At 38.9% G+C, this 23067-nt stretch carries 19 protein-coding genes and 2 pseudogenes; 12 read left to right on the top strand and 9 right to left on the bottom strand.

Annotation, left to right across the window (positions count from 1 at the left end; genetic code table 11):
- Positions 1–37 precede the first annotated feature (37 nt).
- On the top strand, positions 38–1234 hold the full coding sequence (locus GTK47_RS19565; protein WP_165126355.1) for a lactate oxidase: 1197 nt from the start codon (positions 38–40) through the stop codon (positions 1232–1234).
- Positions 1235–1315: 81 nt separating this feature from the next.
- Here the strand turns inward: GTK47_RS19565 and eptB are convergent, their stop codons facing one another.
- Positions 1316–3007, bottom strand: coding sequence for a kdo(2)-lipid A phosphoethanolamine 7''-transferase (eptB, locus tag GTK47_RS19560; protein ID WP_165126352.1), 1692 nt, complete (start codon positions 3005–3007; stop codon positions 1316–1318).
- Between the two features lie 531 nt (positions 3008–3538).
- Here eptB and fdhF point away from each other — a divergent pair.
- The 4 genes from fdhF (at position 3539) to GTK47_RS19540 (ending at position 9831) form a co-directional block, all read left to right on the top strand.
- Positions 3539–5683, top strand: coding sequence for a formate dehydrogenase subunit alpha (fdhF, locus tag GTK47_RS19555; RefSeq protein WP_165126349.1), 2145 nt, complete (start codon positions 3539–3541; stop codon positions 5681–5683).
- A gap of 300 nt (positions 5684–5983) precedes the next feature.
- Positions 5984–7570 carry a PTS transporter subunit EIIC gene (locus tag GTK47_RS19550; protein ID WP_165126346.1) on the top strand — a complete coding sequence of 529 codons (1587 nt, stop codon included), beginning with the start codon at positions 5984–5986 and terminating at the stop codon, positions 7568–7570.
- 14 nt (positions 7571–7584) lie between these two features.
- Complete coding sequence (locus tag GTK47_RS19545; protein ID WP_165126343.1) at positions 7585–8946, top strand: 6-phospho-alpha-glucosidase; 1362 nt, start codon at positions 7585–7587, stop codon at positions 8944–8946.
- A gap of 108 nt (positions 8947–9054) precedes the next feature.
- A complete protein-coding gene (locus GTK47_RS19540) occupies positions 9055–9831 on the top strand; it encodes a MurR/RpiR family transcriptional regulator (RefSeq protein WP_165126340.1) in 777 nt (258 codons plus the stop codon).
- Positions 9832–9851: 20 nt separating this feature from the next.
- Here the strand turns inward: GTK47_RS19540 and GTK47_RS19535 are convergent, their stop codons facing one another.
- Together GTK47_RS19535 and GTK47_RS19530 are read right to left on the bottom strand one after the other, a co-directional pair.
- A complete protein-coding gene (locus GTK47_RS19535) occupies positions 9852–10739 on the bottom strand; it encodes a 2OG-Fe dioxygenase family protein (protein WP_165126337.1) in 888 nt (295 codons plus the stop codon).
- Positions 10740–10911: 172 nt separating this feature from the next.
- On the bottom strand, positions 10912–12525 hold the full coding sequence (locus GTK47_RS19530) for a sigma 54-interacting transcriptional regulator (RefSeq protein ID WP_165126334.1): 1614 nt from the start codon (positions 12523–12525) through the stop codon (positions 10912–10914).
- 417 nt (positions 12526–12942) lie between these two features.
- On the opposite strand from GTK47_RS19530, the gene hydN reads away from it, so the two are divergent.
- From hydN to sugE, 4 genes are all read left to right on the top strand, one after another.
- Positions 12943–13500, top strand: a complete 558-nt coding sequence (gene hydN / locus GTK47_RS19525) for an electron transport protein HydN (protein WP_165126779.1) — start codon at positions 12943–12945, stop codon at positions 13498–13500.
- A gap of 72 nt (positions 13501–13572) precedes the next feature.
- A complete protein-coding gene (gene hypA / locus GTK47_RS19520) occupies positions 13573–13914 on the top strand; it encodes a hydrogenase maturation nickel metallochaperone HypA (protein WP_069368214.1) in 342 nt (113 codons plus the stop codon).
- An 8-nt stretch (positions 13915–13922) separates the two neighbouring features.
- Positions 13923–14213, top strand: coding sequence for a hydrogenase maturation factor HybG (gene hybG / locus GTK47_RS19515; protein WP_036933156.1), 291 nt, complete (start codon positions 13923–13925; stop codon positions 14211–14213).
- Between the two features lie 131 nt (positions 14214–14344).
- Positions 14345–14659: a quaternary ammonium compound efflux SMR transporter SugE gene (gene sugE / locus GTK47_RS19510; protein WP_069368216.1), complete on the top strand. Its 315-nt coding sequence runs from the start codon at positions 14345–14347 to the stop codon at positions 14657–14659.
- Between the two features lie 92 nt (positions 14660–14751).
- Here sugE and GTK47_RS19505 read toward each other — a convergent pair whose 3' ends face one another.
- Positions 14752–15891 carry a Fic family protein gene (locus GTK47_RS19505; protein WP_165126331.1) on the bottom strand — a complete coding sequence of 380 codons (1140 nt, stop codon included), beginning with the start codon at positions 15889–15891 and terminating at the stop codon, positions 14752–14754.
- 197 nt (positions 15892–16088) lie between these two features.
- On the opposite strand from GTK47_RS19505, the pseudogene GTK47_RS19500 reads away from it, so the two are divergent.
- Positions 16089–16187, top strand: a pseudogene (locus GTK47_RS19500) (IS3 family transposase); the annotation flags it as partial.
- 65 nt (positions 16188–16252) lie between these two features.
- Here GTK47_RS19500 and frdD read toward each other — a convergent pair.
- From frdD to tnpA, 5 genes and pseudogenes are all read right to left on the bottom strand, one after another.
- Positions 16253–16612, bottom strand: a complete 360-nt coding sequence (frdD, locus tag GTK47_RS19495; protein WP_006535438.1) for a fumarate reductase subunit FrdD — start codon at positions 16610–16612, stop codon at positions 16253–16255.
- A gap of 14 nt (positions 16613–16626) precedes the next feature.
- On the bottom strand, positions 16627–17019 hold the full coding sequence (gene frdC / locus GTK47_RS19490; RefSeq protein ID WP_088493866.1) for a fumarate reductase subunit FrdC: 393 nt from the start codon (positions 17017–17019) through the stop codon (positions 16627–16629).
- A 14-nt stretch (positions 17020–17033) separates the two neighbouring features.
- Positions 17034–17771 carry a succinate dehydrogenase/fumarate reductase iron-sulfur subunit gene (locus tag GTK47_RS19485; protein ID WP_075672948.1) on the bottom strand — a complete coding sequence of 246 codons (738 nt, stop codon included), beginning with the start codon at positions 17769–17771 and terminating at the stop codon, positions 17034–17036.
- Entirely contained in the window at positions 17764–19560 is a 1797-nt protein-coding gene (frdA, locus tag GTK47_RS19480; RefSeq protein ID WP_165126328.1) for a fumarate reductase (quinol) flavoprotein subunit, read from the bottom strand. The genes GTK47_RS19485 and frdA overlap by 8 nt, the downstream gene beginning before the upstream one ends.
- Positions 19561–20505: 945 nt before the next feature.
- A pseudogene (tnpA, locus tag GTK47_RS19475) lies at positions 20506–20726 on the bottom strand (IS200/IS605 family transposase); the annotation flags it as partial.
- A 69-nt stretch (positions 20727–20795) separates the two neighbouring features.
- Between tnpA and GTK47_RS19470 the strand changes: the two are divergent.
- Positions 20796–21965 (top strand): RNA-guided endonuclease TnpB family protein, encoded by a 1170-nt coding sequence (locus tag GTK47_RS19470; RefSeq protein ID WP_165126776.1) that lies wholly within the window; start codon positions 20796–20798, stop codon positions 21963–21965.
- Positions 21966–22074: 109 nt separating this feature from the next.
- Entirely contained in the window at positions 22075–23052 is a 978-nt protein-coding gene (gene epmA / locus GTK47_RS19465) for an elongation factor P--(R)-beta-lysine ligase (protein WP_165126325.1), read from the top strand.
- The last annotated feature ends 15 nt before the right edge of the window (positions 23053–23067 follow it).

The raw sequence follows: 23067 nt of genomic DNA, 5'->3' as shown, positions 1-23067 counted from the left end.
TTATTAAAATAAGTCTTTAATTAAAATGGAATAAAAAATGAAAAGAAAAATATTAAAAAATACTGCTATTGCGATGGCATTAAGTGTGAGTGTTGCACAGGCGGCTGAATATAAAGCAAGTACCGCAGAAGGCCCAATAAAAATAGTTAATTTAAAAACGATGGAAGTACAAGTCCAAGCAAATATGGATAAAGGGGCTTTCAGTTATATTCGTGGTGGTGCTGAAGACGAAAATAATTTACGTTCAAACACGACAGCATTTGATAAGAAATATATTATGCCTCGTTCATTACAAGGCATCGAATTTTCTGACTTAGATTTAAAAACAGAATTTTTGGGTATTAAATTAGATACGCCTATTATTCAGGCACCGATGGCAGCTCAAGGGCTTGCACATCAACAAGGCGAAGTCGCTACAGCAAAAGGTATGGCAAAAGCAGGTTCTATTTTTTCATTAAGTACTTATGGTAATAAAACCATTAAAGAAGTGGCTGATGCTCAACCAGGATATCCGTTCTTCTTTCAGCTCTATATGAGTAAGAATGATGCTTTTAATGAATACATTTTGTCTCAAGCAAAACAGTATGGTGCTAAAGGGATCATTTTAACTGTTGATTCACCTGTCGGTGGTTATCGTGAAGATGATATTAAAAATAGCTTCCAGTTCCCACTAGGTTTTGCCAACTTAGAAGCATTCGCAAAAATTAGCGATGATAAATCTAAGACAGGTAAAGGTGCGGGTATTAGCGAAATTTATGCGCAAGCTAAACAAGCCTTCATACCTGCAGATATTCAGTATGTGAAAAAAATGTCTGGTTTACCTGTGATTGTAAAAGGTATCGAATCACCTGAAGATGCAGATACGGCCATTAAAGCGGGCGCAGATGCTATTTGGGTTTCTAATCATGGTGGTCGTCAATTAGATAGTGCGCCATCAACGATTGATGTATTACCAGCAATAGCAAAAGTGGTAAATAAACGTGTTCCTATCGTTTTTGATAGTGGTGTACGCCGCGGATCACATGTCTTTAAAGCATTAGCCAGTGGTGCTGACGTTGTCGCGGTTGGTCGCCCAATTCTTTATGGATTAAATTTAGGCGGTGCTGAAGGTGTTAATTCAGTTATCCAACATTTAAATAAAGAATTAAAAATTAATATGATGTTAGGTGGAGCGAAAACAGTAAAAGATATTCAAGCCACCCAACTTTATACTGATACCAGTTTCAATCAATAATTAGTTTATTTAAGTTAAGAGTAATAAAAAACCACGCTTAATATTGAGCGTGGTTTTTTGTCTATTTGCTATTGAGAAAACTTAGTTTTGGGTTGATGTCATATCACCAAAACAGAGATTATTTTGATTATTAATGCCACCATCGGGAGATGAATAACCCAAGCAACCTAACATCGAATCAAAAATATTATGATGATAGAACGTGCGCTCTGCATCTTGATTACGTTTTAAGTTATCAAATAATTGCTTATTTTCAGGCTCTGCTAAGTAACTATCTGACATCCAAACTAAGAAAGGCACCTTAAATTGTTCTGGTGGTGCAATTTCTTTTGGTGTGCCATGTAAGCCACCTTTTTCAGAAATGGATTCTCCGTGATCGGAGGTATAAAACACAATGGCTTTTTTATCGCGTAATGTGTCGAGTATGCCATCAATAAAATAGTCGGTATAAAGAATAGAGTTGTCATAAGCATTCACTAACTGCTCTTTAGTACACTCATCATCCACGTTCAAACATTCAGGTTGGTATTTTTTGAATGATTCAGGGTAACGTTGTGAATACATAAAGTGAGAGCCTTTAGTATGTAAAATAACTAGATGATTTCCCCTTGGGCGCTGAGAAACCGCATTCGCCGTTTCAGCAATTAATAAGGTGTCATCAAGTTCTTTACCAAAATTGCTATTTTTGGCTGTCATCATCTCTTTCATTGCGTAGTTATTTAAATCAAGTTTATTGTAAAACCACAACTCACTTTGCATTGAGAACAGTTCTGATGACATGCCTAATTGGCTTAATACTGAGAAAATATTGTTCTCTTTTAATGTCCGTTGATCGTTACTTTCTGTTCCGTTTTCTCGTACAAACATACATTTTAAAGAGAGCTTTGTTGCGGTATCACAAGAAACACCTTTAAAGGCAACGAGGTTTTTCTCTTGGCTTAATAGAGGATTCGTTTGACGTTCATATCCTAGTAATCCCATATGATCCCATCTTGCTGTTTCACCAATAATAAAGACGACATACACATCTTCGTTAGCCTTTGAGGGCTGATAAGTGAAGTGATCGGCAGGATTAAAAATATTCTGACTATTAAACGTATCGTCATACTGTGTTATTGCATATTGGAATAATGGAATAATCCAATTTGTAGGCAAATACGCATAACTTAAACCCCCACTATAACTAGGTAAATCTAAGTTATTCTTGATTTCATAAGCTTTTTGTTTTGAATCGAGTGTTTTCAAATAGCCAAAAACAGCCAGTGCAATGACTAGCATTTTGGCGGTGTTTTTTATCCAGATTTTTTTCTTTTGTTGAGTCGTGAGATTTTTCTCTGGTTTTTTACATAGCCAAATAAGAGCTAATGGCAAAACAGATAAACCAATAATCCAAATAATTACATTTGGGCTAACCAGCTCTTTAGATAAATCTGTATCTGTAGTTAGTGTTGAAATGATAATGCCGTATCCAATGACGACGTCATAAAAAGAAATATAGTAACTAGCGCAAACACTCACGACGAGAATAAAAGAGGCAATTATTTTAAAAAAGAGAGTGCCGAAGAAAGAGAGTAATCGTAATAAGAAGAAGGTAAAGGCAATATTAACAACGATTTCACCTAGGATATATAATGCATCAATGAGGGGGTTGTTTGTATTCTGTGTGCCATATCGGCCAATGTAGACGGAAAAATTAAGAAAAAAACCAAGGTAGACAGCTAAAAAAAGGGCAATGTTTTCTTTCGAAAACCTTAAAAACTTTAATTTTTGCATGTTCAATTATTATCAATTTATAAGGTGTAGAGGTCTTTAAGACCGCGAAGTTGTTTTCAGGTTCAGTATTATGTTCTTTTTTTTATTGAAGTTTAAAAATTTTTTATTTGAATTGCATTAATATCAAAATTATTAATTTTAAATAGTTCTAGTAGATAGGAATATTGATAGAGATATTAGAAGGTTGTCATCATTATGTATGGCAAGACTCCGATAAAGGCAGATAAGAAAGCGTATTTATTATTTTGATCTCACAGATAAAATGAATAAGTACTATTACGTTATAATTGTTAATGTATAACGAATTTTGATAGAAACACAAATCGACATAAATATCGTCATTAGTGTCGAGCACTTCCTATTGTTTTAGTTTTCATTGTTTTCTTGTTCACTCAATGTTTTTTATTTTTCTTTATTTTTCATTATCTTGTGGAAATGTGAAAAAGCGTGCTTATTTGGCACACTCTCTGCATAGATAGAGGAGAGGATCAGGTAATAACCTGAACATTGATGAACACAGGAGCAATGTTGATGAAAAAAGTCATCACGGTCTGTCCGTATTGCGCCTCAGGATGCAAAATCTACCTGAAGGTGGAAAACGGTAAAATCATTGGCGCTGAAGGAGCCAATGGTTTAACAAACCAAGGTGAGCTGTGTCTGAAAGGGTATTATGGATGGGATTTTATCCATGATACTAAGATACTGACTCCACGTCTTAAAACACCAATGATCCGTCGTGAAAGAGGCGGAAAATTAGAATCGGTTTCTTGGGAAGAAGCGATTGAGTTTGCGAGTAGCAAACTTCTTGCGATCAAAGAGAAATACGGTGCTAAATCTATTATGACAACCGGCTCTTCACGAGGCCCGGGTAACGAAGCTAACTTCGTTATGCAGAAATTTGCTCGTGCGGTTATCGGAAATAATAATATAGACTGCTGTGCTCGTGTCTGACACGGCCCTTCGGTTGCAGGTCTGCAGCGTTCGGTCGGTAATGGTGCTATGAGCAACTCAATCGTTGAGATTGAGGATACCAAATGTCTATTTGTCTTCGGTTATAACGCCGCAGACTCGCATCCTATTGTTGCTCGCCGTATTGTTAAGGCGAAAGAAAAGGGTGCCAAAATTATTGTATGTGACCCTCGTTACATCGAAACAGCACGTTTAGCCGATTTACACTTAGGCTTAAAAAATGGCTCTAACATTGCGCTATTAAATGCGATTGCGCATGTGATTATTGAAGAAGGATTGCATGATAAATCCTTTATTGAAAATCACACCGAGCAGTTTGAAGAATATTGTAAATTAGTTGAAAGCTATACACCTGAATCCGTTGAAGAAACAACAGGTTTAAGTGCTCAAATTATTCGTGAAGCTGCACGTATGTACGCAAAAGCAGAAACAGCAACAATTCTTTGGGGAATGGGTGTCACTCAGTTCTACCAAGGCGTTGAAACTGTTCGTTCACTGACTAGCTTGGCATTATTAACTGGTAATTTAGGTAAAAAATACGTCGGTGTTGGCCCTGTTCGTGGTCAAAATAACGTACAAGGTGCGTGTGATATGGGTGCATTACCTAACACACTGCCGGGCTATCAATACGTTACTGATGAAAAAGCGCGTGAGAAATTTGCTAAATTCTGGGGCATTGAATCCATGCCTGATGAAGTGGGCTATGCGTTAAGTGAAGTCCCTCATAATATCGATCATGGTTTATTAAAAGCTCACTATGTAATGGGTGAAGATCCACTGCAAACTGAGCCTGATTTAGCAACAATTCGTAGAACGTTTGAAAAACTGGAACTATTGATAGTACAAGATATCTTTATGACCAAAACGGCGGCGATTGCTGACGTTATTTTCCCTGCAACATCATGGGGTGAACATGAAGGTGTTTATACTGCAGCAGACCGCGGTTTCCAACGTTTCTATAAAGCCGTTGAACCTGTTGGTGATGTAAAAACAGACTGGCAAATTATCAGTCTAATGGCTACAGCAATGGGTTATCCAATGCATTACAACAATACCAAAGAAATTTGGGATGAGTTGCGTGAGCTATGCCCAATTTATTATGGTGCGACTTACGAAAAAATGGCGGACTTGGCATATATTCAATGGCCTTGCCCAACAGAAGATAGCCCAGGTACACAATATCTGTATGAAGGTGGTAAATTTGATACCCCTAACGGTAAAGGTCAATTCTTTACTTGTGATTGGGCGCCACCAATTGACAAACTGTCTGATGAATTCCCAATGGTACTGGCAACAGTCCGTGAAGTTGGGCACTACTCTTGCCGTTCAATGACAGGTAACTGTAAAGCATTGGCAGCATTAGCAGATGAGCCAGGTTATGTTCAGTTAAATACTGAAGATGCCAAACAACTGGGTATTAAAGATCAAGAGTTAGTTTGGATACGCTCTCGTCAAGGTAAAGTGATTACGCGTGCTGCGGTCAGTGATAGACCAAATAAAGGTGCGGTATATATGACTTACCAGTGGTGGATTGGTGCTTGTAACGAACTCGTTGCAGAAAACTTAAGCCCAATCACTAAAACACCTGAGTATAAATATTGTGCAGTATGTGTTGAGCCAATCAAGGAACAGGCTCAGGCAGAACACTATGTGAAAACGGAATATAGCAATATTAAACGTCGTTTAAGAGAAGCCGCCGAGGGCTAATCTGACCTAGTTAGTATTGTTTTTCTGCCTTAAGACCGAGTTTATTAACCTTGTGTTAGTAAGCTCGGTTTTTTTATGATTTTTTATTGTTATCTGGTCTTTTTCTCTTCTGCTTATCGTTAAAAAATCACTTAACTTTTGTCTGAATATTCACCATGAGTTGGCTCACAATAAAAAAAGTAACATGTTACTTTTAACGTAATCCGTTTCTAAATCAAGTGGATAAATTGCTTTTTATTTAATGCCAGCGCAGGATGCTGTTATGGAAATGAGTGTAAGAAAACAACAACGAGATACCGTATGAAAAAACTCATTAATGCCCTACAAGCGTTTGGTAAATCCTTATATGGGCCTGTCTTGATATTGCCGATTGTCGGTTTATATATCGCTTTAGGTAATGTTTTTGGCAATGGCAATCTTGCGGAATATATTCCGTTTTTAAATCACCCGATTATTCAAAGTATTGGGCAATTACTCGCAAAATCATCTGTTGCTATTTTAATCAACCTGGCACTGATCTTTGCTGTGGGTATTCCCGTTGGTTTAGCGAAAAAAGACAAAGGCTACGCCGGTTTAATTGGTTTAATTGGTTTAGTGGTGTTTGTTATTTTCACGAATGCCATGAATATTACGCTAACGCTACAAGGTAAACTGGTTAGCGCAGAAGAGATGCGAGCTGCTGGTCAAGGCATGGTATTAGGTGTCCAAGTCCTAGAAATGGGCGTATTTGCCGGTATTTTAACTGGGGCAATATCAGGGTGGCTTTATAATCGTTATTCAGGTCGTCAGTTTAACGGCATTATGGCTATCTACTCTGGTCACTGCTTTGTCGCCATTATTGCTATTCCATTCACCATTGCACTCGCTGTTTTAATGTGTGAAGTCTGGCCTTTTGCTCAGGCGGGTATTACTAAAATGGCGCTTGTTATTCATGATTCTGGTGCTTTTGGTGCGCTGATTTATGGATTCTTAGAACGTATTCTTATCCCAACAGGATTACATCATTTAGTCTATACCCCATTCTTGTATACCGAATTAGGCGGTGTTGCTGATGTTTGTGGCACAACTTACCAAGGTGCAAGAAATATCTACTTTGCTGAAATGGCGTGCCCGGAAGTTAAACAACTCAGTAGCACTGTGATTTGGGATGCGCGCGGTATTGCTAAAATGTTCGGCTTAACTGCCGCGGCAGCGGCCATGATCTCTGTGGCTAAAAAAGAGAAAAAGCAGATGGCGAAGGCAATTTTAATTCCTGCGGCTGCAACCTCTTTCTTACTTGGTGTAACAGAGCCTCTTGAGTTTTCCTTCCTATTTGTTGCCCCAGTTTTATTTTTAGTTCACGCCGTATTAACCGGTATTGGCATGATGCTGTTCTACCTATTAGGTGTTCATGCGATTGGTGCGAACGGTGTCATTGATTTCATTTTATATAACTTGCCGTTAGGCACTGAAAAATCAAATTGGCCTATGTATATCGTGGTGGGTTTGATTATGTCAGTTCTCTATTTCGTTATCTTTAGAACCTTGATTTTAAAACTCAATCTTAAAACACCGGGTCGTGAAGATGATGATGAAGAAACACGTTTATACAGCAAAGAAGATTACAAGAAAAAGGCAGAAGCCGTCACTGCCTCTGAAGAAACCACTCAAACTATCAATGGGTTAGGCGAAGAGATTATTGAAGGACTCGGTGGACGTGACAATATTGAAGTGGTTGATAATTGTTATACCCGCTTAAGAGTCATTGTTAAAAATGTCGATGCAATTCATGAAGATATCTTGAAAAAAACCGGTGCTAAAGGCGTTGTACGCCACGGTAATAATGTTCAGGTTGTTTATGGATTACATGTGAAAAAAATGCGTGAAGCGGTCGAAGCCGCACTTTAATAGGAGAAAGAAAGATGACTAAATCACCCTTTATCTTAAGTATTGCAGGCGGCGGAAGCACCTATACACCAGGAATAGTAAAAAGCTTAATGGTACGTTTAGAGGATTTCCCACTGAGTGAAATTCGTTTATACGACATCGATCAAGAGCGTCAAGATACCATTGCACCCGTGGTTGAAAAAGTGATCCGTGATCATAGTGATACCATTAAATTTACGGTAACAACGGATGCAAAAATCGCATTTGATGGCGCTCATTTTGTGTTTGCTCAAATGCGTGTGGGTCAATACAAAATGCGTGAGCAGGATGAAAAAATCCCATTACGTTATGGTGTTGTAGGGCAAGAAACCTGTGGACCTGGTGGGCTTGCTTACGGTTTACGCACCATTTTACCTATGGTTGAATTAATTGATTTAGTTGAGGAGTATGCCTCTCCTAAAGCATGGATTGTAAATTATTCAAATCCAGCCGCGATTGTTGCTGAAGGTGTACGTCGTTTACGTCCTAATGCTCGAGTATTGAATATCTGTGATATGCCTGTTGCAGCGATGCGTAATATGGCTGCCGTATTAAACGTCGATCGCCATGATTTAGATGTGGACTATTTTGGTCTAAATCACTTTGGTTGGTTCACTTCTGTGCGCGTAAAAGGCGAAGAAAAACTGCCTGAATTACGTGAACATATCGCTAAATTCGGTCTTTTAACCGAAGATGCAGCTCAAACTGACCCACAACACTCAGATCCATCATGGGTGAAAACATGGCGTCATATTCAGCCATTAATGGAAGCATTCCCTGAATATATTCCAAACCCATATTTGCAGTATTACTTGATGCCAAATTATATCGTTGAGCACCAAGATCCTGATTATACCCGTGCAAATGAAGTGATGGATGGTCGTGAAAAGCGCCTATTTGAAGCTGCGCGTGAATACAAAGAGAGCGGTATTTTACCTGATGCTTTCCACGTTGGTGTTCACGGTGCTTTTATTGTTGATGTGGCATGCTCTTTAGCTTTTGATTTACGTCAGCGCCATTTAGTGATTGTTGAAAATAAAGGTGCGATTGCTGATTTACCTTATGATGCAATGGTTGAAGTGCCGGCATATATCACTTCTCACGGACCAGAGCCTATTCGTGTTGGTGACATTCCGCGTTTCCATCGTACTTTGTTAGAGCAACAATTGGCATCAGAACAACTGTTGGTGGAAGCAACGCTTGAAGGTAGTTACGAGAAAGCACTTGAAGCGTTCACACTGAATAAAACAGTGCCAAGTGCGATCCACGCTAAGAAGATCCTCGATGATATGATTGAAGCAAATCGTGAGTATTGGCCTGAATTACGTAAAGCTTATGTAAATGGTAAGCGTGTTTGATCTCAAGACTTGCTGTTAACGAGTAATTGAATAAGAATGCTGTTCTATCACCAGAACAGCATTTTCCTTTTATGTTGGTAAGGACGATGTATCAATAAGGTAACAGGTATGTCGGCACGATTATCATCTTTACTATCAAGAGCAACAGAATTAACCCGTGCAGAATATCGCATCCTTTCCTATTTAATTGATAATCCGACACAAGTCGGCAAACTTACTATTAGAGAGCTTGCACAAGCCAATTTTGTTTCGACAACCACCATTATGCGTCTTTGTCAGAAATTAGGTTTTTCTGGTTATAGTGAGCTGGTGTATTACTGCAAACAGTTGTTATCCACAGCTGAAAAATCTCATCAACTGAAAAGTGATGAAAATGAGGTAGCAGAGCCGCTTTTTGATCAGTTTTTGGCGAATTATTTAAAAACTTTCACCTTAATTTCAGATGAACGAAGACAAGCTTTTGCTGATTTAATTAACAGTAAGAACTCATTTTTTATTTATGGTGCAGGTTTTTCCCATATCTTTTCAGAATATATCAGTAAGCGGTTACAGCTGATTGGTAAAGATGCTTTTCTTTCTGGACTGAGTGACAGTAAGAATATCTTTATTAATAATGCGTCACGCTATACGGTTTTTATTGCGATATCTCGTAGCGGAGAGACAGAACAAGTTGTTGAAAAAGCAAGAATAGCAAAAAGCATTGGTATGAGGATTGTTGCATTTACTCGTGCAAGTGCCAATCCATTGGCTGAACTTGCTGATATTCATTTCCCCATTTATGACGATGCAGTGAATTATCATAGTGACACTATTGAGAGCTCGTCTTTTGAATCAAACCTTGTCTTGATAATCGATTTGTTACTCAGCCGAGCTCAACGATTTTAATTTATGCGATAACGCTTTAACTAAGCGACTGACTGATTTAAATAAAGCGTTAAGGATAAATCGGGGTGTGCATTCATTGAGTCGAATTTATGTGATGGGTGAGCATCAACTGTGGGGTAACGAGATAATAAAACGATAAAATCTTGGTAAGCCTGATTTTTATTATCATGAGTAAAAATAGGTGTACCACTATGATTTAATTCATTATCTGCAATTAATAAGACATCAAGATATTGCGCATTATTGTGTTCATAAAGCACATTTTCAGGGTTGATTTCTTGCCAAGGTGTTCCTATGGCTTCTTTCGGTGAATGCACACGTAAAGCACCTGTATTATCTTTAACGTTATTCTTATTCATCATCACAATCATGGTGTGATCAACGCCATCTTTATGAACGCCTTCAATTGAAAGTTCACTTAAAGAATCTGGTTGGGCAATTAACCTTAAATGGAAAACAGTGGATATTGATTTAGGCGAATTTTGATCTGTTAAGTGACGTGGTGTAAATGTATTACCTTGAATTAATAGCATTTTTAATTTTAATATCGCTTGATAAGCTGTATTGCTCTGCCAGCGATCATCAAGTGCTCTAAAATGCCTTTGTGCGCCACTATCTTCACGAATAAATCCATCTTCTTCAGTGAGAACAAAAGGTTGGTACTCTAGTCTAGAGATCGTTTCCATATCATTATCAAAAAGGTAGCGTCCAGTTCGAGAGTGGCGAAATGAAAGCGTTGGATCTTGTGTTAAATAGTCACCATATTCCATTAGTGCATTAATATCTTTCTCTTCAGCACCTAATTGTTTTATCAAATCAATGACAATATTTTGAGGAATAAAAACATATTTATTATTTTTGTACTTTTTTCTTATTTCACTAATTTTATTTATAAGCAGGCTATTCATATATAATATGCTCCATTGATGGTTTATATTATTAATAATTAATTAGGGGAATAACTAATAAAATATAATCAGGTGAATTATAGATGTAGATTAATAAGTTTCAAATATAAAAAATAGAGAGTGTAATAAATTAATTACACTCTCTTAAAATAATTAAGTAATTAGATCAAAATTAAAGTATTTCTGGAATGGAAATACCTAAACGTTGCATCCGTGATAATAACGTTGTTCTTTTTAATCCTAATTTTAAAGCAGCGCCTCTAGCACCAGCAACCACACCATTAGTTTCTCTTAACGCTTGAATGATCCTTTCTCGCTCCTCATCATCACTTTCTGGCGCATTAGTTTGCATACGCTTTTCAATAGATGAAGGTTGAGATAGCACCTGTTTTAAACGAGAGGGTTTATTAATATGAAGCTCTTTTAACTGAAGGTTTAGTGTTGAACCTCGCGTTAAAATAACTGCACGTTCAATAATATTTTCAAGTTCACGAACATTACCCGGCCACGGATAAAGTGTTAATTGTTCCAATGCATTAGCTGGAATACAATCTATTTTTCTATCCATTCTTCGCGCAATTTTTTGCGTGAAATGTTTTGCTAAAAGCGGAATATCTTCAGGTCGCTCTCTTAGTGGCGGAATAATAATAGGAAAAACATTAAGGCGATAATAAAGATCTTCTCTAAATTCACCTTCATCCGTTAAATCATGGAGATCTTTATTGGTTGCCGCGATAAGTCTGACATCCACAGGAATAACTTTATTACCGCCTAATCTTTCTATTTCACGCTCTTGAAGAACACGAAGCAGTTTAGGTTGTAATTCAATGGGCATATCACCAATTTCATCTAGAAATAGCGTACTTTTATCTGCCATTTCAAATCGGCCAATATGCGTATTTGTTGCGCCTGTAAATGCACCTTTATCGTGACCAAAGAGGTCGCTTTCTAAAAGACCAGAAGGCACTGCTGCACAGTTCATTTTTATCATCGTCTTATTTTTTCGCTGACTTAGACTATGAATAGCGCGTGCAATTAATTCTTTACCAGTACCTGTTTCGCCTAATATAAGAACGGTACTATCACTTTGTGCCACTAACTCAATTTGTTCGAGCACATTATGCATAGCATCGCTTTGATAAATAATCTCACTAAAACATGCATTATTATCTATCTGTTCATTAAGCCAAATATTCTCATTCTTTAAACTATCTTTTAAATGCGTGATCTCTTCATAAGCTGCCGCATTTTCAATGGCAATACCAATACGGGCTGCAATTTGTTGAAGTAATTGGCAAGTATCGTTAGTAAAAACGCTTCCTATTTCATGCGCTAAAATTAATAAACCAAGAGGTTTATGATTAAAAGCCAGTGGCAATAACAAAGCCGTCTGCATATTTTGCTTAACTAGACGTTTAATCAAAATATCTTCCTGATCTTCTTTATTAATATCAATCAAGACAGGCTTATTTTGACTAATAATTTCTTCAGCTTTGTTATTCGCGCTACTAAATTTACGTTGTTGACGAATAACAGGTTTCCCAGTCTGATAACGACTAGAATAAAGAATACCTTCACTACTATTTTGTGATGAGGTACGGCATAACATAAGACTAATATGGTTTAGTCCAAAAAAACGATGTATTTCTTTAGAGACTTCAGAAATAAGACCATCCATGTCTAGATGAGCTAATACAGAATTTGTGATATCAACCAATATTCGATATTGGTTGCGCTCATTACGAAGGCTCTCCATAGTTTCAGCATTGTTACTGCTTAATTTCATGACACCACCGATTGCCCTAAAAAATTAGCTATATTGTAGTAGGTTTATAATAAATTTATATCAATGACTGAATCATTTTTGATCCAACCCGCTATTTTTGTATATGTAATGAAACTTAAGAATATAAACGTATCAAATCACTATATAATCAAATATATAACGATTTATTTTGTCGTCAAAATTGTCGAATAATTTGACGAAGTGACTTATTAATTAATTAATAATCATTTTTATTTGAAAATTATTTAATTGAAAAATAAGGAATAGTTATATCAAAAATATATTGGCATGAACCGTGCTAGATTCATTCTATTGATACTCTAATTATTACTCTTAATTAGAATAACTCGTTGCATTTATCGCCATATATAACGGCTATATATAACAGCTATATATAACAAAAATCAGGAGAATATGATGAACCGTTTCATCATTGCAGACCCTAAAAAATGTATTGGTTGCCATACTTGTGAAGTGGCTTGTGTTGTATCACATCAGCAAGCAGACCAAGATAATTTAGCCATTGACCAAATTAGTGAGCAAAATTTCCAACCTCGCATTCATGTCGTTAAAGGATTTTCAATCAGTACAGCAGTTGTTTGCCATCAATGTGAAGATGCCCCTTGTGCCAATGTGTGCCCAAATGGCGCCATCATTCATAACAAAGATTATTACTATGTCGATCAGGAAAAATGTATCGGCTGTAAAACCTGTGTTCTGGCTTGTCCTTATGGCACGATGGAAGTGGTTTCTCGTCCGATTATGCGTAAGTCAACTGCGCTTAATGCGATTGAGGCATTTAAAGCAGAAGCAAACAAATGTGACTTATGTCATCACCGTGAAGCGGGTCCTGCATGTATTGAAGTCTGCCCAACTCATGCTTTAGTGTGTATCGATAGAGATGCACTTGAAGAAATGGTCAAAGAGCGTCGCCGTAAAGCCGCTTTTGAAACCGGTGCTGAATTGTTGTTCTAAGATCAATAATAAAGCAACTATGTGCTGATACTATAGTTGCTATTATTTATCTCGCTTCAATAAGGTATCGACATGCATGAAATCACGCTTTGCCAGAGCGCATTTGAGATAATAGATTCTCAAGCTAAATTAAATAATGCAAAAAAAGTAAAAAGCGTATGGATGGAAATTGGCGCATTATCTTGTGTTGAAGTCAGTGCACTTGAGTTTTGCTTTGATATTGTTTGCAGAGACACCCTTGCCCAAGGCTGTGAATTACATATTGAGGTTATTCCCGCAAAAGCATGGTGTTGGGATTGTCATCAAGTAGTCACTGTTTCAACCTTTAATGCAGGTTGCCCATCTTGTGGTAGCCAGAATCTACGCGTTGAAAATGACGATGCAATGCGAATAAAGCAAATAGAGATCGAATAGGGGTTGTTATGTGTCTTGGTATTCCAGGTCAGGTTGTTGAAGTTGGAAAAACAATCACTGAAAATGCGATGGTCGATGTTTGCGGCGTTAAGCGAGAAGTGAATATCGCACTAGTTTGCGAAGGTGAGCCTCATACGATGATTGGCAAATGGGTGCTGGTGCATGTTGGTTTTGCCATGAGTATCGTCAATGAAGAAGAAGCAAAAGAGACTCTGGATGCTTTGATGGCAATGGGTGAAGTGGAAGACGATGTTTCTGCTTTTCTTTATGGTGAAGAGGGCGCACCGAAGAAAAACTGAGTTAGTTTTGTACTATTGCACGATTAATTTCTTTTTCTTATACTTGACCTTCATCTTTCGAAAGCTGGGACGACCCAGCTTTTTGTCTTTGTATTCAGGGGACGACCCCAACTTATCGAGTAGGGGATGTTATGTCTTGGATTATCCTTTTTATCGCGGGTTTATTAGAGATCGTTTGGGCTGTCGGCCTTAAGTACACACACGGTTTTACGCGTCTAACACCCAGTATTATTACCATTAGTGCTATGGTTGTGAGCATGGGAATGTTGTCTTATGCCATGAAAGGCTTGCCTGCGGGTACGGCTTATGCAATTTGGACTGGTATTGGTGCAGTGGGTACCGCAATCTTTGGTATTTTAGTCTTTGGTGAGTCCGCGAATATCTATCGTTTACTCAGTTTAGCTATGATTATTTTCGGTATTATTGGGCTGAAATTAGCGAGTTGATTATCATCAGTTTTCCATAAAAAAGCCACTCAATTGAGTGGCTTTTGGCTGAATATAAGATGTATCAACGTTAAATATAACCGCAGTATTTATTAATCTCGAAGAAGTTCCACATAGCGATAATAGGTATAACTTCTATGTCGTGCTTTACCTGATGTTTCAGTCAAAATCTCTGCTTCAACCAGATTTTTCACTGCGGTGTTTGCTGTTGGATAAGTCACATCAAGAAGCTCAACGGCTCGTTCTACAGTGAGTTTTGGCATTGTTGGCAAATATTCAAATAGGCGAATAGTATGCACGGATGTTGAATGCATTGAGAGGAGCTTCTTTCTGTCATTAGCAAATAATGTCGCAATTTTTATAATATTTTGTTGTGCTTCATCTGCTGAAAAACATACGGCTTCAAGAAAAAATGTTACCCACTGTTCCCAATTGCCATCGTTTCTGATATCTGTTAAGCACTGATAGTAGTATTGCTGATGCCTTTTTAAATAGCCGGATACATACAAAAGAGGTTCTTTCAGTAATTGCCATTCTTCAAGAAGCATGGCAATTAACAAGCGACCAATGCGTCCGTTACCATCAAGGAATGGGTGAATAGTTTCAAACTGAGCATGTACTAATGCAATACGCACCAATGGCGGTAATGATGGAGAAGAATTATGAATAAATTTTTCCAGATCAGACAGTAACTCATCTACTTTCTCTGGTGGAGGTGGGACATAAGAAGCATTACCGGGTCTAGTTCCTCCAATCCAGTTCTGTGTTGTCCTTATTTCTCCAGGTTGTTTTGTTGCGCCACGAGAGCTTGATAATAGGATTTGATGGGCTTGTTTAAGTAGGCGGATACAAACAGGTAAACCTGATGGTGAGTTAAGTTCATTATTAACAAATTTATATGATTGTAGATAATTAGTTACTTCTTCAACATCATCAATATTTACAACTGTAAGTCCTGCCTCTTCATCAAAGATATCAGTTAACGTTGCTTGTGTACCTTCCAACTGTGAAGTTAGTAGAGCTTCTTTACGAATAGCGCTATATACCAGCCACTGACTAGAAGCAACGAGTCCAGACATACCAGATAGTTTTGCTAAAGAATTTTCAGCTTTTTTATTTGATTCTAAATATGATGTGGGGTCTATCTTTGGTGGTAAAGGCGCTGGTATAAAAGCTTTAACTGTTTCATCATAGCTGCGCGTTTCGATAAATTGTCCTGATGTGCATTTCATTAAAAAATCCTTTTACTGAGGTTAGTTTTATTAAAGTATACTTTAATAAAACATAACTTATTAAAGAATTTTTTAATAAAATTTAAGTTATTAAAGTATATTTTAATAAGATAGATATAATTAAAAAATTATTGCCTACGGTATTGTGGTGATATAACTGTGATATAACCTATTGTGTGGCTAAGGATTTCGAAGGGATAGAAGAATTTATAATGTATTACAATACTGAAAGGATCAAGATAAAATTAAAAGGACTGAGTCCAGTTCAATACCGAACTCAGTCTTTGCCTAACTAATTTAAACTGTCCAATAAACTGGGGTCAGTTCAATTGAGTGGCTTTTTATCTTACGTATTAATCAATTACAGTGTAAATACACCAATGATAGCGATAACGCTGATAATTGCTGCACCACCATAAAATACCCATTTGCTTGCAGGTACATGCACTTTAAAATCGTGCAGAGTATGGTGAATACGGTGTAATGCACACCAAACTGGCAGAATGATCATTAGCAGTAAGAACAGACGACCAATGATGCTTTGGCTAAATGCCATAATACGTTCGTAAGTAAATGCTTCTGGCGCAATACCCATAGGGATTAGGATACCGAGCAGGATGATGATTGCTGGAGAAACAATCGCACTCCACATACCACCTGCACCAAATAATCCCCAGAAAATAGGTTCATCAGAGCGCTTAGGAAGTTGATTCTGATTCATTATTTCCTCCTGGGTTAAATTAACGCCACTGCCAGAATAGCGGCAGTAACAACGATAGTGACACCCCAGAAACCACGAACGATAGGTTCTTGTGGCATTTTTTCATCTTTAACAACGATAACCACTGCTTTTGGTGCAAGTTTGAACCAAGTCGCAGAGTGGAAGACCGTTGCAATCAGGGTCACAATGTTAATCAGCATTACAATTGGGTTGCTCAGGAATCCAACGAAACCTGCCCAACTTTCCGGTCCATTTTTTAGTGCGAATACACCAAACAGTACAACCAGACTGAACCAAAGTTGTGGCAGACAAGTCCCTTCACGGGTGATATAGAAACGATAGAATCCAAGTTTCGTCCACCAGTTTGGTTGCATGCCACGAACATAAGGCTTACGTTTTGTTGTCATGTCTTGTTTCCTCCTTAACGTGGTTTCAGCATCGCAATGACAAAGTCTTGCGCACTGGCTGCTTTACCTTGCTGAATAGCGGCAGCAGGATCCACATGTTTTGGACAGACTTCAGAACAGTAGCCAACAAAGGTACAAGACCAGACACCGTTCTCACCATTTAACTGAGGCATACGCTCTTTTGCCCCATGGTCGCGACTATCTGTGTTGTAACGTTGAGCTAATGTAATCGCTGCTGGGCCAATAAACTCTGGGTTTAGACCAAACTGCGGACATGCTGCATAGCAAAGACCACAGTTGATACAACCAGAGAATTGGTGGTATTTCGCCATTTGAGCAGGAGTCTGTTTATTCGTCCCTTCTGAAGGCTTACGATCATTACCAATGATATAAGGTTTAATCGCTTCTAAGCTTTCAATAAAGTGAGTCATATCGACAACAAGGTCACGCTCAACTGGGAAGTTACCCAGTGCTTCAACTCTTACACCGTCTGGATATTCACGAATAAACGTTTTACAAGCTAATTTAGGCACTTTGTTGACCATCATGCCGCAAGAGCCACAAATCGCCATACGGCAAGACCAACGGTAAGAAAGATCAGGCGCTAAATTGTCTTTAATATAACCCAATGCATCCAGTAATGAGGTTTGCTCATCATAAGGAACATCATAAGTGACGAAATGAGGCGCTTCGTCCGTTTCTGGGTTATAGCGCATGACTTCCATTTTAATGTGCTTCATGTCATCAGCCATTCGCTTTCTCCTTATTCTGCTTGTCTTGTGCAGTCGCTTCACCACCATAGACACGTTTAGCAGGAGCAGATTTCGTGATCTTCACATCGCTATATTCTAAACGAGGAGCACCTTCTGGGTTATAGAACGCCAGAGTATGTTTCAGGAAGTTCACGTCATCACGCTCAGTACAACCTTCGTCAAGACGTTGGTGTGCACCACGAGACTCTTTACGATTGATTGCGGAATGAGCCATACATTCAGCGACATCTAAACCAAAGCCAAGCTCAATTTTGTACAGTAAATCTGTATTAAAGACGCTACTGGTGTCTTTAATTTCAACGCGTTTGAAGCGTTCTTTTAATTCAGCCAGTTTATCAACGGTTTTTTGCATTAATTCAGGTGTACGATAGATACCGCAACCTTCTTCCATTGATTCACCCATTTCATCGCGAATTTGTGACCAGCTTTCAGAACCTTTTTGGTTCATCAGTTTTTTCAGGCCATCTTCGATATCACGAGTACGAGTATCTAATGCTGATGCGTTAGCTGGTGCTGCTTCTTGAGCACAACGAACAGCTTCTTCACCTGCAAGACGACCGAATACAACCAGCTCTGCCAGTGAGTTAGAACCTAAACGGTTAGCGCCGTGTAAGCCAACAGATGAACATTCACCCACCGCAAACAGGCCTTTAATACGAGTCTCAGTTTGTTGGTTAGTTTCGATACCACCCATAGTGTAGTGAGCAGTAGGACGAACAGGGATTGGTTCATTAACTGGGTCAACACCCACATACGCTTTTGCCAGTTCACAAATAAATGGCAGACGTTCATGAAGTTTTTTCGCACCCAGATGACGTAAGTCAAGATGAACAACATCACCACGGTGTGTTTTGATGGTACGGCCTGCGCGCCACTCATGCCAGAAAGCTTGAGAAACTTTATCGCGAGGGCCTAATTCCATGTATTTATTTTCTGGTTTACCTAATGGGGTTTCTGGTCCTAGTCCATAATCTTGTAGATAACGATAGCCATCTTTATTGACCAGAATACCACCTTCACCACGACAACCTTCGGTCATCAGGATACCTGAACCTGGTAGGCCAGTTGGGTGATATTGAACAAACTCCATATCACGCAGTGGAACGCCATGACGTAAAGCGATACCCATACCATCACCAGTAACAATACCGCCATTGGTATTGAAACGATAAACACGTCCTGCACCACCTGTTGCCATAATGACAGCGTTAGCACGAATTTGAACTTTCGTACCTTCCATCATATTAATTGCAACAAGACCACGAGCGTGACCTTCATCAACAAGAATATCGAGAACGAAATGTTCGTCGAAACGTTGAATTTGTGGATATTTTAAGGATGTTTGGAATAGGGTATGTAGCATGTGGAAGCCGGTTTTATCGGCTGCGAACCAGGTCCGTTCGATCTTCATCCCACCAAAACGTCGGACGTTGACTGACCCGTCTTCTTTTCGGCTCCAAGGACAGCCCCAGAGTTCTAGTTGAGTCATCTCTGTTGGACAATGCTCAACGAAGTAATCTACGACATCCTGTTCACACAACCAGTCACCGCCTGAAACGGTATCATTGAAGTGGAAATCATAGGAGTCGTGAGCCTGAGTCACTGCTGCTGATCCGCCTTCTGCTGCCACGGTGTGGCTACGCATTGGGTAAACTTTTGAGATCAGAGCAATTTTCAGTTGAGGATTCGCTTCCGCTGCAGCTATTGCTGCTCGTAAGCCTGCGCCCCCGGCTCCGATTATCGCTATATCGGCATTAAAGGTTTGCACTGCGCTTCTCCATTGTTCAAGTGAAAATTGGAATAATTGTCTAGAATTCAATTCACTGACATTATTAATTTGTAATGCTATTTTTTTAAGCTATCCGTAACGAAATTGTTTCACTGCCTTGTGACTGCGCTTGATAACATCTTTATTATCATTGACTGTAATTTTAGTATAACGAAATGTAGGGCACCGAAATTTGATATGAATGATGGTTTTCCTGTATTTCGCAAAAAAAGTGTGATCCACACCAAGAATTCTGGGTTTTGATAATAAGCCGACAGAGAAACTTGAAGTTAAAATAGAATATATTTTTCTAAATTAAAAATTATAAATAGTAATGAATAGCCTGTTTTTAAAGTATAGATAACTTTAATTGAAAATGACAATGGTTTTTTATAAGAGATTGATTTTAATATGTAAATGTTTTTATGGTTCTTAAGTCTAATTTAAATTAATAAAAACCGATTCAAAAATTTAAAATAAATTTTTTACTATTTATCTAAAACAAATCGGTTTGTCTTGTTAATTGTTAATAAAATATTAATAATATTTCTAAAGGTTTTTAATACTAATCAAAATACGTAGATTTAAATAGAAAGTTAACATTGAAGTTTAGATGAGCTTGGCTATTTAAATATAAGCATAGTGTTAGTTTATTGTTATTTACAATTGAGAAGAAGAATTATTACAATTAACTCTTATTATAAAAATAGTGAAAAATCACAGAGTTTCTTACTCTGGATTGGTGTTTATTTAAACGATAAAAAGTGCCCAAAAGTAGATGTTTTGTAGAATTACATTTATTTGTCTTATGTGTTTTTACTTAAAAAAAGAAAAGATGAGTGAAAAAATATAAAATGAAACCCTTCTTTATTAGCAAAATCTGCCGTAAACCCTCGCCCAATACGGGCGGGGATATAAGGCGAAAAGCCTGCAGGGCTTTAAAGATCAATCAGGCGTTGACTGACTCTGAACATAGGCTCTGAGTGTTTCAATCGTCGCACCTCCGGCACTACAGACGAAGTACGATCGTGACCAAAGAAGCCCAGTTTTGCCTTGCATTCGTAAATGTGTATTCTGCTGGCGCAGTAGGCGTGAGGATACCGATTTCAGATTGTTGACCATCACACTGACCGCCAGTTTTGGGGGTAAGCAACCAGCAGATGCACATCGTTTACTCAATTGATATACTTACTTAATTTGTTAAAATAACAACATTATATCGATGAGCGCTAATTATATTAAGAGCAACAAAAGTACGCATTTACCCGACACCAAAACAGGCTGAATATCTCAATGCTCAGTTTGGTGCGGTTCGTTTCGCGTACAACAAAGCGCTGCATATCAAGAAACACGCTTACCAGCGACACGGCGTAAATTTAAACCCGCGTAAAGACCTCAAACCACTGCTTGCAGTGGCAAAGAAATCCCGCAGATATGAATGGCTTAAAGAATATGATTCTCTTGCGTTGCAGCAGGCGGTGATTAATCTCGATGTGGCTTTTTCCAATTTCTTTAATCCGAAATTAAAAGCGCGTTTCCCTGCATTCAAGCGTAAACACGGCAAACAATCGAGCTATCACTGTGTTGGGGTGAAAGTGCTGGATGATGCAGTCAAAATTCCGAAAATCCCGGCGATTGAAGCACGATTGCATCGTGAAATCACGGGCACGTTAAAAAGCATTACTATCAGCCGTTCCGCAACGGGGAAATATTACGCCTCGCTACTCTGTGACGACGGAATGGAAGCGCCAGCGAAGCCCGCACTGATATCAAACGTGATGGGGCTCGATATGGGGCTGACGCATTTTGTCATCAAATCGAATGGTAATAAAATTGCTAATCCGCGCCATCTTATCAACGCCAGCCACAATCTGCGCCGGAAGCAGAAAACCCTCTCCCGCAAGAAAAAAGGGAGCGCAAACAGACGCAAAGCCAGAATACAACTAGCCACCGTTCACGAACGTGTAGCCAATGCCCGTGCCGATTTCCAGCACAAATTATCTCGCGCAATTGTTGACGAAAACCAAGCGGTAATTGTCGAGACGCTGAAAGCGGCAAATATGATGAAAAACCCCCATCTGGCTCGTGCGATAGGCGACGCGGGATGGTCTGGATTTATCACCAAACTGGAATACAAAGCAGCAGAAAAAGGTGTTCATGTGGTGAAACTGGATCAATGGTTCGCCAGTTCGAAAACCTGCCATTGTTGCGGTCACAGGATGCCAGAAATGCCATTATATAAGCGCATATGGCAGTGTCCAGAGTGTAGAATTGAACATGACCGCGATATCAACGCGGCGATCAACATCGAACGCAAGGGCATACTGGAATTACAAGCGGCGGGACTCGTCGTTTCTGCGCATGGAGGCCCGCGTAAATCCGTCACACAGACGGTTGCGGCCTGAGAAGTGGGAAGCTTCGCCCGACAGGGTGGGGAGCAGTCACGAGAAATTTGTCTGTTGAAGAGGATGCGAGTAAACTGCACGCTTTGTTTTCTGTTGGAGTTTTTCGTTCATGAGTGAAATCGCGGATTGGCAGCCAAGCGCCTCAATCGCCAACTTGCTAAAAAAGGCGAAAATAGTCAGTAATATTAGGCGTTTTTTCGCTGATCGTGGTGTGTTAGAAGTTGAAACACCCATGATGAGTCAGGCTACCGTTACCGATGTTCATCTTTGCCCATTTGAAACCCAATTTGTGGGGCCAGGTGCTTCTCAAGGGCTAAAACTTTATTTGATGACAAGCCCTGAATACCACATGAAGCGTTTATTAGCTGCAAACAGTGGGCCGATTTATCAAATGGGACGTTGCTTCCGTAATGAGGAAGCCGGTAGATATCATAATCCGGAATTTACGATGCTAGAGTGGTATCGCCCTTGTTTTGATATGTACCGGTTGATGAATGAAGTCGATGATCTACTGCAAGAAGTTTTAGATTGTGAAGCATCAGAGTCACTTTCTTATCAACAAGCATTCTTGCGTTATCTCGATATCGACCCTTTATCTGTTGATAAAGAAAAATTACGCGAAGTAGCTGCAAAACTGGATTTATCAAATATTGCAGATACTGAAGAAGATAAAGATACACTGCTTCAGCTGCTATTTGTTTCTGGGGTTGAACCTCATATCGGTTTAGAAAAGCCTACTTTTATCTATCATTTCCCTGCATCGCAAGCTTCATTAGCTGAAATAAGCTCTGAAGACCATCGTGTAGCAGAGCGTTTTGAAGTTTATTTTAAAGGTGTTGAGTTAGCAAATGGGTTTCGTGAACTGACTGATGCGCAAGAGCAACGTCATCGTTTTGAACGTGATAATCGTCAGCGAGTCGCAATGGGATTACCAGAGCAACCTATTGATGAGCGTTTTTTAGCGGCTCTTGAAGCGGGATTACCAGAGTGTTCAGGTGTCGCTTTAGGCGTTGATCGTCTTATTATGTTGGCGCTTGGTGTAGAGCGTATTAGCGATGTGATCGCATTTCCTGTTTACAGGGCATAAATGTGATATCGATGG

Source organism: Proteus sp. ZN5 (assembly GCF_011046025.1).
Classification (GTDB): Bacteria; Pseudomonadota; Gammaproteobacteria; order Enterobacterales; family Enterobacteriaceae; genus Proteus.
The sequence above is the reverse complement of the archived record's forward strand: the minus strand, read 5'-3'. Positions and strand labels throughout refer to the sequence as shown.

Coding starts and splice junctions, on each gene's coding strand:
- GTK47_RS19565 (WP_165126355.1), top strand. CDS start 38: ATGAAAAGAAAAATATTAAAAAATACTGCTATTGCGATGGCATTAAGT.
- eptB (WP_165126352.1), bottom strand. CDS start 3,007: ATGCAAAAATTAAAGTTTTTAAGGTTTTCGAAAGAAAACATTGCCCTT.
- GTK47_RS19550 (WP_165126346.1), top strand. CDS start 5,984: ATGAAAAAACTCATTAATGCCCTACAAGCGTTTGGTAAATCCTTATAT.
- GTK47_RS19545 (WP_165126343.1), top strand. CDS start 7,585: ATGACTAAATCACCCTTTATCTTAAGTATTGCAGGCGGCGGAAGCACC.
- GTK47_RS19540 (WP_165126340.1), top strand. CDS start 9,055: ATGTCGGCACGATTATCATCTTTACTATCAAGAGCAACAGAATTAACC.
- GTK47_RS19535 (WP_165126337.1), bottom strand. CDS start 10,739: ATGAATAGCCTGCTTATAAATAAAATTAGTGAAATAAGAAAAAAGTAC.
- GTK47_RS19530 (WP_165126334.1), bottom strand. CDS start 12,525: ATGAAATTAAGCAGTAACAATGCTGAAACTATGGAGAGCCTTCGTAAT.
- hydN (WP_165126779.1), top strand. CDS start 12,943: ATGAACCGTTTCATCATTGCAGACCCTAAAAAATGTATTGGTTGCCAT.
- hypA (WP_069368214.1), top strand. CDS start 13,573: ATGCATGAAATCACGCTTTGCCAGAGCGCATTTGAGATAATAGATTCT.
- hybG (WP_036933156.1), top strand. CDS start 13,923: ATGTGTCTTGGTATTCCAGGTCAGGTTGTTGAAGTTGGAAAAACAATC.
- sugE (WP_069368216.1), top strand. CDS start 14,345: ATGTCTTGGATTATCCTTTTTATCGCGGGTTTATTAGAGATCGTTTGG.
- GTK47_RS19505 (WP_165126331.1), bottom strand. CDS start 15,891: ATGAAATGCACATCAGGACAATTTATCGAAACGCGCAGCTATGATGAA.
- frdD (WP_006535438.1), bottom strand. CDS start 16,612: ATGAATCAGAATCAACTTCCTAAGCGCTCTGATGAACCTATTTTCTGG.
- frdC (WP_088493866.1), bottom strand. CDS start 17,019: ATGACAACAAAACGTAAGCCTTATGTTCGTGGCATGCAACCAAACTGG.
- GTK47_RS19485 (WP_075672948.1), bottom strand. CDS start 17,771: ATGGCTGATGACATGAAGCACATTAAAATGGAAGTCATGCGCTATAAC.
- epmA (WP_165126325.1), top strand. CDS start 22,075: ATGAGTGAAATCGCGGATTGGCAGCCAAGCGCCTCAATCGCCAACTTG.